The sequence below is a fragment of the Paraburkholderia sp. J7 genome, from assembly GCF_905220155.1.
Taxonomy (GTDB): domain Bacteria; phylum Pseudomonadota; class Gammaproteobacteria; order Burkholderiales; family Burkholderiaceae; genus Paraburkholderia.
In genome coordinates this window covers 1-12866 of the sequence record NZ_CAJMYZ010000053.1, presented here as the reverse complement: position 1 = coordinate 12866, position 12866 = coordinate 1, and the positions used below count along the sequence as shown (strand labels likewise).

The 12866-nt window shown below is 60.5% G+C and carries 13 protein-coding genes; 5 read left to right on the top strand and 8 right to left on the bottom strand.

The genetic code is table 11. The features are described from left to right. The 3 genes from U5A58_RS39995 to U5A58_RS39985 form a co-directional block, all read left to right on the top strand. Positions 1-784: LysR substrate-binding domain-containing protein (locus U5A58_RS39995; RefSeq protein ID WP_321965409.1), on the top strand; the 784-nt coding region annotated here is incomplete at its 5' end. A 681-nt stretch (positions 785-1465) separates the two neighbouring features. Further along, positions 1466-2008, top strand: a complete 543-nt coding sequence (locus U5A58_RS39990) for a glycine zipper domain-containing protein (RefSeq protein ID WP_321939955.1) — start codon at positions 1466-1468, stop codon at positions 2006-2008. Between the two features lie 64 nt (positions 2009-2072). Beyond that, a complete protein-coding gene (locus U5A58_RS39985) occupies positions 2073-2594 on the top strand; it encodes a hypothetical protein (protein WP_321965408.1) in 522 nt (173 codons plus the stop codon). Between the two features lie 131 nt (positions 2595-2725). Here the strand turns inward: U5A58_RS39985 and U5A58_RS39980 are convergent, their stop codons facing one another. The 5 genes from U5A58_RS39980 to U5A58_RS39960 all read right to left on the bottom strand — a co-directional run bounded on the left by U5A58_RS39980 (position 2726) and on the right by U5A58_RS39960 (position 7869). Beyond that, complete coding sequence (locus U5A58_RS39980; RefSeq protein ID WP_321965407.1) at positions 2726-3991, bottom strand: leucine-rich repeat domain-containing protein; 1266 nt, start codon at positions 3989-3991, stop codon at positions 2726-2728. 251 nt (positions 3992-4242) lie between these two features. Then, a complete protein-coding gene (locus tag U5A58_RS39975) occupies positions 4243-4440 on the bottom strand; it encodes a hypothetical protein (protein ID WP_321965406.1) in 198 nt (65 codons plus the stop codon). Positions 4441-4609: 169 nt separating this feature from the next. Then, entirely contained in the window at positions 4610-5878 is a 1269-nt protein-coding gene (locus tag U5A58_RS39970) for an RNA polymerase sigma factor (RefSeq protein ID WP_321965405.1), read from the bottom strand. Then, a complete protein-coding gene (locus tag U5A58_RS39965; RefSeq protein WP_321913446.1) occupies positions 5875-6246 on the bottom strand; it encodes a YciI family protein in 372 nt (123 codons plus the stop codon). The genes U5A58_RS39970 and U5A58_RS39965 overlap by 4 nt, the downstream gene beginning before the upstream one ends. A 156-nt stretch (positions 6247-6402) precedes the next feature. Continuing rightward, positions 6403-7869, bottom strand: a complete 1467-nt coding sequence (locus U5A58_RS39960; protein ID WP_321965404.1) for a hypothetical protein — start codon at positions 7867-7869, stop codon at positions 6403-6405. A gap of 554 nt (positions 7870-8423) precedes the next feature. Between U5A58_RS39960 and U5A58_RS39955 the strand changes: the two genes are divergently transcribed. Both U5A58_RS39955 and U5A58_RS39950 read left to right on the top strand, forming a co-directional pair. Further along, positions 8424-8771 (top strand): hypothetical protein, encoded by a 348-nt coding sequence (locus tag U5A58_RS39955; RefSeq protein WP_321965403.1) that lies wholly within the window; start codon positions 8424-8426, stop codon positions 8769-8771. A gap of 33 nt (positions 8772-8804) precedes the next feature. Continuing rightward, complete coding sequence (locus U5A58_RS39950) at positions 8805-9263, top strand: hypothetical protein (protein WP_321965402.1); 459 nt, start codon at positions 8805-8807, stop codon at positions 9261-9263. Positions 9264-9680: 417 nt separating this feature from the next. Here U5A58_RS39950 and U5A58_RS39945 read toward each other — a convergent pair whose 3' ends face one another. The 3 genes from U5A58_RS39945 to U5A58_RS39935 all read right to left on the bottom strand — a co-directional run bounded on the left by U5A58_RS39945 (position 9681) and on the right by U5A58_RS39935 (position 12513). Then, positions 9681-10235 carry a GNAT family N-acetyltransferase gene (locus U5A58_RS39945; RefSeq protein ID WP_321965401.1) on the bottom strand — a complete coding sequence of 185 codons (555 nt, stop codon included), beginning with the start codon at positions 10233-10235 and terminating at the stop codon, positions 9681-9683. Between the two features lie 431 nt (positions 10236-10666). Then, positions 10667-11062 carry a chemotaxis response regulator CheY gene (gene cheY / locus U5A58_RS39940; RefSeq protein WP_321913441.1) on the bottom strand — a complete coding sequence of 132 codons (396 nt, stop codon included), beginning with the start codon at positions 11060-11062 and terminating at the stop codon, positions 10667-10669. Between the two features lie 1214 nt (positions 11063-12276). Beyond that, the gene (locus U5A58_RS39935; RefSeq protein WP_321965400.1) at positions 12277-12513 is read right to left on the bottom strand and encodes a hypothetical protein; all 237 of its coding nucleotides are present in this window, start codon (positions 12511-12513) and stop codon (positions 12277-12279) included. Between the last annotated feature and the right edge of the window lie 353 nt (positions 12514-12866).

Here is a 12866-nt window from a genome sequence, read left to right as displayed (position 1 = left end):
GGCGGGCATCGGCACCCCGGTGCTCGAGCGCGTGGGCAACCGGTTGCGCTTCACCGCGGTGGGCGACGTGCTGCTGCGGCATGCGCGCGAGGTGTTTCATCAAATCGAGCGGGCGCGCTACGAGGTCGATGCGCTCACGAGCGGACTCTCGGGGCGCATTGCCGTGGGTGCGGTGCCAACCGTGCTGCCGGTGTTCGCGCCCGAACTCGTGCTCGAGCTGAAAAAGCGCGCGCCCCACGTCAACGTGTCGTTTTTCGAGGCGACGAGCGACCGGTTATTCCTGATGCTCGCCGCGGGCAGCCTCGATATCGTGCTGAGCCGCACCGAACCGCAGGAGGGTGTGGGTGCGCTGGCCTCGCGCGCGTTGCTGGACGATCCTATCGTGATCGTGTGCGGACGCGACCATCCGCTCGCGGCGCGGCGTTCCGTCAAGCGCGCCGATCTTGCTGGCTTGCCGTGGATTCTGCCGCCGCGCGAGGCGCCCACTTTCGTCGCCCTCGAACGCTGGTTGCAACGCGGCGGCCTCGAGTTGCCGGCGGGCTGCGTGCAGTCGGTTTCGATTCAGGCGAACGAGACGATGCTCGGCCTGTATCCGTTTCTCGCATTGATGCCGTTGACCGTGGCACGGCGCGGTACGCTCGCCATCCTGCCGATCGAAGGCGCGCGCTTTCTTGAAACTGTGCGGCTCTACTACGGCGAAGTTTCGCCAAATCCCGTGCTGGCTACGGCACTGGATTGCGTGGCCTCCGTGAAGGTGCGGATTGCCGCTTCGCTGCATGCCTGAGCGCTAATGTGCCGGGGCGCGAATCGAATCATGGAAAAAGAGGGGGACGACGGCAACGAACGTCTCCATGGCTGTCATGCGATCCGTCGTTGTCAGCGAAATGACGGACGTCGACGCTTGTGCGTTCGACGCTGCGGTCAACCCCATCTCATTCTCGCGGACCGCACAACACGCCGGGAATATTCGAATCCCCATTTCGTTTTAGCAGGATGCGAGTCGTACGAAGCAAGGCTGCGCTGCGGCCGCGTGACGAACGAGCGTGCGAGCTGACTGCCATTGAACGGTCACATTGCGTCGTCCTGAAGACGTCATGCCGCTCGAAGCTACGCACGAGCGGCGAACAGTCATCACGATGCACCGCGACACCTGGCGAAGCACCTACCTCAAATAGAGGAGGTTGACCTATCGCGATTCTGATTGCGCGCTTGCACAATGAGGACGATAGCCGTACCGACGAGACAAGGTGAATCAACCGTTTTTTCGCTCGCGAGCGGCAATTTGCGCCACAGCCGCAAGGAGTAGTGGTCCATTGCGGACGGTTCAGCGTGGACGGTATGGAACCCGATCGCGGCGCCACGCCATAGTCGCGACGCGTGCCATCGCATGCACATAGGTCGGCACGGGTGAGGTGAGGTGGGGTGGTACGCCTGCAACCGCCGCTCAACGATGGATGGAGGCCACATGTCACTCATCGTCGCAGCACGCTTTACGACGTTCCCCGCAGCTGAAGACGCGGCACAACGGGTCATCACTGCCGGCTTCGTCGAAGAGGACGTCACACTGTTTTTCGTCAATCCGTGCGGCCAGCACGGATTCGAAACCATCACCGACGCAAACGCGAGGGAGGCGCCGGCGGGTGCCGAGATAGGCATCACGATTGGCGCAGTGGTTGGCGCCCTGGTCGGCGTCGGGGTCTTCGCAGTGTTTTCGCCGCCGCTTATCGTGTCGCTGATCGCGACTGGGGTGAGTGCGTATATCGGCTCATTGGTCGGCGCGATGGTGCGCACGCGCGAAGCCAGCAACGAAGAAACCCGCGAATCCGGTGTGCTGGTGGCCGTACACGTGTCGCCGGACAGCCAGTTGGACGCCGCACGGGTGCTGCGCGATGCGGGAGGCGCGGCGATCGAACGTGCGACCGGCTGCTGGCAACAAGGGCGGTGGGCCGACTTCGATCCGCTCAAGCAGCCTGTGCCGCTCAACGAATTCAGTGAGAAGCACGCCTGATTTGAAGGTGTTTTTTGCTGAAGTTTTCTCCGAATCAATCAGGAGACAAATTGTGCACCTTCACATGGATTTCCATCATTTCACACACGGCCAGCTCGACTGTCGGGCCGCCGTGCTGGCAGGCGTCATCGCCGGCACTGTGTTCCTGGTGTTAGGGGTCGTCCTGATGGCACTGACGACTGGCGGCAGTCTGCTGGAGCCCCCACGCATGGTCGCCGCGATCATTCTGGGACGAGGCGCATTGCAATCGCCGCAAGCATTCTCGCCTGGCATCGTGCTCGCGGCCTTCGTGGTGCATTTTGCCCTTGCCATCGTATTCGCGCTTGCCCTCGGTCTGGTCATGACGTCATTCGACCTGGACTCGAGCATGGGGATGGCTTCGCTGGCGGGTGGCGCATTCGCTGTAGCCGTTTACCTTATTAACTTCTACGGCATGACACGGCTTTTTCCGTGGTTCGCAGAGGGGCGCAACCTGGCGAGCGTGTTCGTTCACATCGTCTTCGGTATCGTGGCAGCGAACCTGTACATGAGACTGGAGCGCAACACATCGCGCAGGGTAAGGGCGGTCGCGGGCGGCCCGTCGTAGTCCGGTTCCGTGCTGATCGACCGGTCTCCAGAGTGCACCAACAATGTTGATGCATTTAGATATCCCAGGCATTCGACACAAGTCTTGATCGAATTTTAGTTCGAGTCGTGCGAGCGGGGCAAACCGGGTGGTCACCATACAACTCGAGTGTTTGGTAAGGCCGCTTTGAGTTCATCGACATTCCGGGCCCTGGTGCCATAGAGAACGAGTTCCCGTAGCCCGGTCAGGCCTTTCAGTACGTCGACGTCCTTGACTGGCGTATTCGCGAGATAGAGCTCTTGTAGCCCCTTCAGTCTCTTTAGCGCGTCGATGTCTTGAACGTCGGTGCGAAAGAGATTGAGTGTTCGAAGGGCAGTAAGATTGCTCAGCGCATCAATGTTCTCGACGCGGGTGTCGGAGAGATTGAGCCTTTGCAGGCCAGTCAGGCCTTTCAGTGCGTCGATGTTCGTGACTGGCGTGCGGGCAAGAACGAGTGTTTCCATCTCGCGCAATCCCCGCACCGCCTCGATATTCTCGACTTTGGAGCCGTCGAGCACGAGCGTCTTCAGGTGTGGCATGCCCATCAGTACATCGATGTCACGAACAGACGTGTTCGCGAGATAGAGCGCCTGAAGATCGTGAAGATTCTTCAACGGATCGAGGCGCTCGACTTGCGTCTCGTTGAGATCGAGCGTTGTCAACGTGGTCAATTGACCGAGTGGCTCGATGTCCCTGACAATTCTCGCGCCACCCAGTTTGAGTGCTTCCAGACGAGGTAGCTTCGCCAGCGCTTCGAGGTCCCGAACCTGCGTATCCCGAAGGTCGAGTTGGCGCAACTCAGTCAAGTCCCTCAGTGCTTCGAGATTCGAAACACGGGTGTCCCAGAGATTGAGCAATTGGAGACCGGTCGATTCTCGAAGCGCATCGATGTTCTGGACCTGGGTGCGGTGTATCACGAGTCTTTTCAGGGAACGCATTCCCTTCAGCACGTCGATGTTCCAGACCGGAGTGCCCGTGAGGTCGAGCGATACCACATCATCCAGCTCTTTCAGCGAGTCGATGTTATCAACGGAGCTGCCCGCCAGACTCAATTCGAGTTTCAGGTGAAGCTTGGCCAGGTGGGGGACCGCGGCGGCGAGCTGAGACGTTGTCACTGCCGGTTTTGCCCGCAATGCCAGGCATCCCGACTCGGGTGTGGCAGTTGAATCGCTTCCGTCATCGCACGCGCCCGTGAAAAATCCCAGGCCGCTCAGCGCCCGTTCATCCAGTTTTTCCCGATCAGGGGCGAAGACCACCAACAGGCTCACGAGCAATAGGCCGATGCCGCCGCAGAGGGCCCAAAGCCTGACAGGACGCGAGACCGAAGTGCGCGCGCCTTCGGTAACTGGCTTTGAGTGGGACGGTGGGGTTTCGGCCACGGCGGGCTCCGTTTGTATTGGGCAGCCTCATTTATACACGAAGACCGAGGGCGCAATTTCCCGCCGATTGCGGCCCCACGCCCGAAGCTGTCACTGATTGACCCGGGCAAATTGACCGGTTGGGGAGCACCAACAGAAACCCGCCGGTCCTCGCGGGAGGACGTGGCGGGCGGGTGTTGCAGGTGGATATTGCAGGCCCACGCCAAGCGACGGAGTCTCGCGCCACGACGCCTCGGCACGGCGGTGCCGAATCAGTTGTCGTCGCTTCTGGACGGGAGATGCTCGTGAGGCTCGGGCTCGGCCGCGTTGGCGTCTGGCAGGTTGTCGGGAGCCGGAGTTTGCAGGCCCGTCGGACCGGATGGGCGATCGGGCTGGCGAGTCGGGCCGGCGGAAGGGCGCGCGGTGTCGGGAGCGGTGCCGGTCGGCGCGGCGGACGGATGGGAGATCATGATGGGCTCCTGCGCTGATGAATGCAGCACCATCATGATAGACCGCCTGGCCGGTCCGCGGGAGACGCGCGGGCAAGCCGGGGAAAACAGTCGGCGCGGCCGCTCAAACTCCAAACATGATCTGTAGTGTCAAGCGTTCCATTGCGGACGTTCGCACAGCCACGCGTCCCTAGCTGCTCGCCGATGCAAGCTCCAGTTTCTTGCGCTGCAGGAACCGGCGCACCGCCGGATCGCGCTCGAGGCCGATTGCAAGATCGTACGCGTCAAGCGCATCGGTCGTAGCGCCGGCACGCGCGAGCAGATTGGCGCGTGCCGCCCAGTATGGCTGGTAGTCAGTCAGCCGCGGATCGTTCGCGTACGGCGCGAGCGCGTCGAGCGCCGCCTGTGCGCCGTCGCGTTCCGCCAGTGCGAGTGCGCGGTTCACCGCGATCACGGGCGAAGCTGCTATGGCGAGCAGCCCGTCGTAGAGTTGCACGATCTCGTCCCAGTTCGGGCAATGCGATCGGCAGCGATGCACATGTGCCGACTGCAGCGCGGCCTCGAGTTGAAAGCGACCGATTGAATTAAACGCGTTCGCGCGCCGCAGCAGTGCGTTGGCTGCGTCGATCATCGGTGCGTTCCATGTTGCCGGGTCCTGAGCCGACAGCGGCACGTAATCGCCGGCCGCATCGCGTCGGGCATCGCGCCGCGCCTGCGCAAACAGCATCAGCGCAAGCAGACCCAGCGTCTCGGGTTCCTCGGGCAGCAGTTCGACGAGCAATTGCGCAAGATACAGCGCCTCGTCGGCTAGATCGCGCCGTTCGGTGTCGCCGCCGACCGGGTCCGTCCAACCTTCCGCATACGCGGCATAGACAGCTTCAAGCACGGAGTCGAGCCGGCCGGGCAGTTCCTCACGCTCGGGCACGCTGAACGGAATGCCCGCTTCGCGGATCTTGGTCTTCGCGCGCACGAGGCGCTTGCTCATGGCGGCGGGAGACATCAGAAACGCGGATGCAATCGTCTTCGCTTCCAGGCCCAGCACGACCTGCAGCATCAGCGGCGTGCGAATCGCGGCCTCGAGTGCGGGGTGTGTGCATGCGAAGAGCAGCGCGAGCCGCCGGTCGGGCAACGCGCCGGGTTCGCACTCGTCGATCTCATCCGCGAGGATCGCGAGCTGGTTCACCACTGTGTCGCCGACATGGCGATGGCGTGCGCCATCTATCGCCCGCCGGCGCGCAACGGTCATCAGCCAGGCTTCGGGGCTCGCGGGGCAGCCGTGCTCCGGCCAGTGCGCGAGTGCCGCAGCGAACGCGTCGGCGAGTGCGTCCTCGGCCGCGGCGACATCGCGCGTGCGCATCGCCAACAACGCGACGAGCTTGCCATAGCTGCGGCGCGCGACTGCCTCGGCAATGGAATGTGCGGCGGCGTCAGCGTGACGGCCGCCGCCGGACTGGCTCATGCAGCAGATGGCGCATCGTACGGAGCGGTCCAGACCGGGCGCACTTCCATGATGCCGTGAGCCGCGCCGGGACACCGCGACGCCCACGCCATCGCCGCGTCCAGGTTGGGCACGTCGATCAGGTAGTAGCCCGCGAGTTGCTCCTTCGAATCGGAATACGGTCCGTCGAGCACTTGCGGCTTGCCGTCGACCAACCGCACGGTCGTGGCCGTATTCGTGTGCTGCAGCCGGTTGGCGCCCACCAGCGCCCCCGCTTTCTGGAGCGATTCGGTGTACGCGTGATAAGCGGCGACGCCTTGCTGCCGCTCACTGTCGGTCATCTGGCTCCAGCCGTTTTCTTGCGAATAGATCATCAAGAGGTATTCCATTTGAGCCTCCGTCATGGGGTTGAGGCGGATGAATTACATCGTGCCGCCATCATAATGACGCTCGCACGTCTTGCCGACGGACAAGGCGCACCAAAAAAATTGCGGAGGATAGATGGCCGCTGGCGAATGCGCAGGCGGTTTGCCGTGTGACAGGCACTAATCGTTCTCGGCATCATCATGCTGGCGATGTTTCCAGCCCTTGTGCCGGCCGTTGTCGTGCCATTGCCGATGGTCCCAGTACTCACCCTCATAGCCGCGGCCGTATGCGACGGGCGCTTGCGCGTACACAACCGGAGGCCCCACGTACACACCGGGAGGCGCAGCGTACACGACCGGGGCCGCTTCGACGACGTCGCCTGGCCGCGGTTCATCGACGGGAACCTGTTGCACCGAACGGCGGCGATTTTGCGTGGCGAAATCGTCCGCGGTACCGGGGCGACCTGTAGCGACGCGCGGTGCCGGGAAATCCCGGCGTTGTGCAGCGCCGTGATCGAACGGTGGGGAAGGGACACGCCTGACGATCTCAGCATGGCCAACCGCAGTTCCACGAGCAGAGGCCGACCTTGGTGGTACGCCATGGCCGGACGAAAGTGTCTGTCGCTTTGGCGATGTTGATCGGGTGATGCCGAGCGCTTGCCGCAAGCTTGTCATCAAGCGCGACGCCCAATGTCCGCGATTCTGGGGCGCGGCGTTGCTGGCTTTACCCACTCGCCCTGTGGCCATCCGCGGTGCAGCACCGTCGCGGGAAGGTGCCGCGCTGCGGCCAGGCGAAGCGGAAGGCGCAGGCGGGGCGAGTTCCGCACGAGCGATTGCGGTTGCGCGAGCAGGAACTGCTGTTGCTGGCGAGACCTGAGCGGACGAAGACCCTTGTGGGATCGGCGATGCCGGTCTGATTATCCCGAACGCCTGTCGTGCGCTTGCGTTTGATTCGACGCCAGCGTTCTGATCATGGTCGGACCAGAGATCATACGTGACGGCACCCGCGGCCCCGAACGCCACTACGCTCGCCGGCGCAACCCAAAGTGCAAGGCGTCCGAGTCGCATAGGCGGTGTAGTGGGGACAGGATCAACCGCAAGATTGGCGCCCCCAGCCAGGCTGCGTCCGCCTAGATGCAGCAGCCCCAACTGTCCAGCCACGGCGTCGGGTTTCCACTCATTTCGTCTGATGTTTCGGTAGACCTTACTGGCACTTGTGTGCAGGCGCGGGAACCGCCTGAACAGGATGATGAGCGAAACAATGACGCACATCAGCGTATTGGCCAGATTCATCCAAAACATCCCATTCGGGATTCCCCGGCTCATTTCGAGGAGCATGAGTGCGAATGTGCCATTGCTGAAAGCCCAGCAGCCCCAGCTCAACAGACTGTGGCTGCGCATGTCTGCTTCCCTCGCGAGGAGTTTGCCGATCGTCGGAAGGTACGTGAGGATGCGCGCCCCATTCCAGAACAGGAACATCGCGCTAAGTGCCTGGATGTAGAGTTCGTGAGACATCTCGACTCCCTTGCCGTCCATGGCGGGCGGGCCACGTGTTACAGCGCCGGTATCCAACAGGCGAACGTCGTATGCCAGCATCGCGTCCGCCGGTCTCAATTGCCGGGTGCGCGCGAGTAGCAACGTTTCCATAGCTAATGCGCCTATGGTAGAAAATTTATTGCTACATCGCTGATCGCTGTCTTTTAGTGCCTACTGATGTGCCGAGAAAGTCGGTGAATCCAGTGCGGCCCGGCGACTTGAAGGTGGAAAGTTCACAAAGATTTCTTCGCACTTCCGCCTGACGCTGGGCCTGAACGTCCGAGCGAGGATGCAGGCGAACGGCGGGTCTTGGCCGACGACTGCCTGATGGGGCGGCCGAAGGCGACCCGCCCGAGTATGGGGTTCGGACAGGTGGAATAGCCTCGCCTCGGCGGCGTACGGTCAACATGTGCCGGCGGCCCAGGAGGTGTAACGGGCGTTCTCGCACGGGACAATGTGGCGAGTCGTCGCCGCGCTCAACCTATCCTCGTGAATGCGTTTTGCATGATTTTTACAAGGTTCGTCGTTTGGATCTACAGACTCGTGCGCAGATGCCGATAAAGAAGGGTTGGGCGAGAGAAGGCAACGGATCTCGGAGATTTGCCAGTGGTACTTTTTGTAGCGACCAACCGCGGAAAGAGGAAAAAAACAAGGAGAAGACGAGAATGGATCGGGCGACTTTATCGCTGCTGCGTCAAACGATTGACGACCTGGAACGCTTGTCAGTGACGCTTCCCCAAAAGAGCGAGGGAGTCATATTCCTCGGTCGGATCATTCACCAGTTGCAGATCCTTCAGGACACGGTCATTGCGGGGGATGCCCGCGAAACTGTATTTGTGTGCTCAGAGCAGATTGCGTCGATCGGGCGCTCGCGTGAGACTTTCGTGCATGTTGCTGGCCTCGACCTGTATACCCAGACCGTTGAGATTCTGACGGCGCTACAGAAGGAGGCGCACGTCTTCGCCGCCATTCAGCCGCAACAACACGGACCTCGCAAAATGATTCACGGGTAATCAACGCACTTGCAACGGACAACGAGAAGAAAGATGAAGGCATCGGTTGTTGGTGCGGTTATGCTCGCCTCAGTCTTGACTGCAGGTCCCGCGGTGGCTGAGCAACCGGTAGAGACGGAGCAGAAGCTCTCGCACGAGGCAGCGTGGTGGTCTCGTGACGTAGTCCTCGAACGACGGGCAACTGACGGCAGTTGGACCGTTCGATGGTTTGACGATCTTACGGTGCGCGGGGCATCGAAGGCCTACGCGGGAAATGAGAAGGAAGAGCCGCTCGTCGAGATTGCGGCGCTTCGCTTCGAGGGTGACGCCATTGCCTCGCGTGCGATCACTGTCAGCTGCTTGGGCCATTACGAAAAGCGGGTCATCGTAGCCGCCGATGTGGTTGATGGGGACGAGCTCAAGCAGGTCTGGATGCAGCAGTTCAGATGCGGCGATAGTGAATGGCGAGTGAGAACCGCCAATGCGACCAGATTGCCGTCGACCGACCACTGATAACAGAAAGCGACTGGTGAACAAACCACTCTGTCAATTGCCACAGTTAGAGCGAATGCTGATCGTAGTAGGCGATTCCAATGCTGGAAAGAGCAGAGCACTGCGCAGCATGTTCGTCGCGCCGCGCTTCGGGACGAGAGGGCGACGATTTGCCAACGCATTAACAATGCGAAGGCGATCTATCGCAAGGCGATCGACCCGAGCGCGGTGGACGGCGAAGGAGCGGCTTGGTGGCATGAGGTTGCAGACGAGGTTCGCCACGTGATTACCGCGCGAACGTTGAGCGACGCCGGTGCAGTCATCGGATAGTGGCATCACGACCGATGCCTTCATGCAAAAAGCGTGAGTCGACCCTGAGCGGACTCTTGAGCAACCCGAACACGGTCGATCAAGCTCCCAGCGAAATCGTAACGACAGTCAGCGACTGCTACTCCATTCCATTTTTTGCAGGTTGATCGCGGGTTGACCGGCGAGTGTTTCCCATTCCGGCAAGAATATAAAACCATGCCTTCTATAGAGGTCCGCAGCGCGGCCGTTTTCTGGCGAGACTCTCAATACGACTCTTCTATGTCCGCGTTCAATCGCGCGCGCCTGGATTGCATTGACGAGACGGCCCCCAATTCCCATGCCTCGCCGCTTCGGATGAACCCACATGGCAATCAAGTGGTATTCGTGCGAACGGGTTATCCCGTCTCCGATCAGTCCGATTGCTTGTCCTTGCTCCAAGGCTACCAGGTATAGTGGTTGCGTTTGAACTGATGCGCAGTCGCGCCATTGCTGCTCGCTATACGCGGCCGCTGTGGCGTAACGCAAACCGAACGCCGTTGGACTGTCAGACAGCGCAGCAAGGAAGATCCCTTTCAAGATCTCCCAGTCTTCTTCAGTGGTTGGCCGAATACCCACAGGCCGCATGCCGGAAGCTCGTATTCCGGTGGGTGGCGTGCCACCCACGTTGTCATTCGTTTTGTTCAATTCAAGAGCTTAATTGCGCGGCTGTAGTCGTCGGAGCATCGGTTTATTTAAGCTGCTCGACTGCGTGAGGCCCGGTTTCCGGGTCCTCCAGGGTTGGCGTGATATGTCCAACCAGAAGGCCCATGCTGATAGAAGTGCGCACGTATTGCGTATCACCGGCATGCAACTTGAACGTTACGGCTGCAATGAGCATGTCCTCAGGTTGCGTGTAGTCTGTCGCGCTTTGTCAATCGCAGCACTTTGGTTGTCGCTTTACCGGTCTACTAGCGACGCTCCAGCAAAGCGCACGCAGTCTGACTGAACGACCGTAAGTGGCCGCGTCCTGTCCGATGCAGCCGGCACGTTCCGTTAAGGTTTATTCGACGCCTGCCGACATGTGCGGTGGCATGCACATTCCTGCGGCCAATGGCGGGCCTTAACGCTCATTCATTTCACTTTCCAGTCTTGCCCATTTTCTCGACAATTCGGCTCAGCTTCTCGTCCAGGAGGGACGCGGGAAACGGCTTGACTATGTAGCCGTTCGCACCGGCCTGAGCCGCTGCGATGATGTTTTCCTTCTTCGACTCGGCGGTGACCATCAGCACCGGAAGATGTGCAAGACTTGCATCTGCGCGAATCTCCTTCAGCATCTCAAGCCCGTTGAGGTTAGGCATGTTCCAATCGGTAATCACGAAATCGAAGGGGCTCGCACGCAGATGCGCAAGCCCCATCACGCCGTCCTCCGCCTCATGGACGTTCGTATAACCCAGATCCCTCAACATGGTGCGGACAATTCGGCGCATCGTCGGAAAGTCATCCACCACCAGAATTCTCATACTCTTGTTCATATCACTCCGCACGTTTTAGCGCCTGAAACCAAACCGGCCTTACGGCAGTCTGGCTTGAAACTTTAGTGTTCGAGTGGTCAAAGTATCGGTATCGCAGTCAAGTCGGTACGAATATGGGGCTGACCGTTAGCGGCCGTCGGCGAGAGCGTATCCGCGAAACTCGGTGTAAGCGCGCAGAAATGGCCGTCCAGCACTTGACGACACGTGGCGTCCCGGGATCGCGCAGCTATCTCAAGGGAAACAGTCAACGTGCGTAGCATCCCGATCGCTGTCTTACCTCGCCCCGTCGCCGTATTCCTGCAATCGACGGAAAGAAGTCGAATCGGGTCACGTGGCGTGTGCCCGTCGAAATGCGAAGGACACAAGTGGCCGCGACGCGCATTGCCGGGCGTGATGGCGGCCGAGTGTTGCGGGCATGTTGCTGCCGCACGGTGTTGAAGTGCAGGTCCGAGGGGTGGGTTTGCCGTCAGCCATGACAAAATTTCGCGTTCGCACGCCAGTGGGCCGGACATTTTGTCGAAGTCGCCATGAAGCCCGCTGATCTAGCGTACGCTTTGGCACGCCTTGGCTGGACCTCGGGGTATGACCGCCGCACCATTGGCCGATGGATCAGCGGAGCGTCCGTCATTCCGCTTCTTGTTGAGCGGCACCTCGATCTGTTGCTCGCCATTCGTGACCGCTTGCCCTGAAGGCGCGGCCAGCGGCCTCTGGAAGTTGGATCTGTAATGTCACAAGTCAGGAGTGCCCGCGGAGTCGGGCGCTGCCAGGTGAGCGCGTCGATGTCCCAACCCCGAGATGGCAAAGCCGTTGTACTTCAGTCGAGAGCGTATGGGTAATGTCGACCCCTAGCCGCCGTTCGAGCGGGCTGAGCGACAATGGCGGCCTCCCGAGTCGTTTCGGCCATCCTGCAGTCTGTTGATTTCCACCGAGTCTTAACTCAACTACTGGCCCCGACGGGTCAATTCTGTGTGGACATCAACAGCTACCGTCACTCTGCGATCGGTCGCTTAAAAACATGCATGTGGTGGTACCGCAAATATTCAATCTGCGCTTTGTTGAACGGACCCGTCTCAACGTTTTCAGGCAGGTGCCGGAGTCGCAGAGCTTCCTGAGGCAGAAAGGGCGGGAAAATCAACTTTCCTGTTTCGTCGAAAGTAATCTGACTTTAGCCAGAGCATTCGAAAACGTTTTAAGGCTGCGGTCGTCGTACGGGGTCAGAAAAGCGAAGCCGTCCCGAAGCCAAAAATCGAAAGGATTTCCGGAGTCACCTTGAAAGGACGTTCCGAATCCCTCCGAGTCCTCGTTTCGCGGAACTTCTGAATATTGCCTGTTGTGTTGCTTTCGGTTTGCGCCAATAAATTGACCGTCGCGAGCTGGCGGCGAAACAGCCATTGGTGGTGCCAGCCGCCGGCAGGAATTGGCCGAACCCATAACGTTCTGCAGCCGGACATGCTCTTCCAGAGAGGCAGCTAAATGAACTGCCCTTCGAGAACCTCCTTTGACGCTGATTGCAGTGTCGTAACAGCTCGCTGACAATGATGCAGGCGTGCAATTACGCCGTCGGGCTTGCGGTCGTCAACCGACACATCGCGGCTGCGGCGCCGTTCACGATGGGCGCGCGCATGGATCGGCCGGCAAACTCCGCGTGCGCAACGCCTTGCCGGACGCCACCACAAACGCTCCCAGATGCCTCATTGATGCAGAATCGGCGCAATGGCCACAACGACACGACCTCAATACGATGGACGACCCAGAATCGCTTTCCCTGACACTGCCCGACGGCACTAAGGTCTCTGCGCTCCTC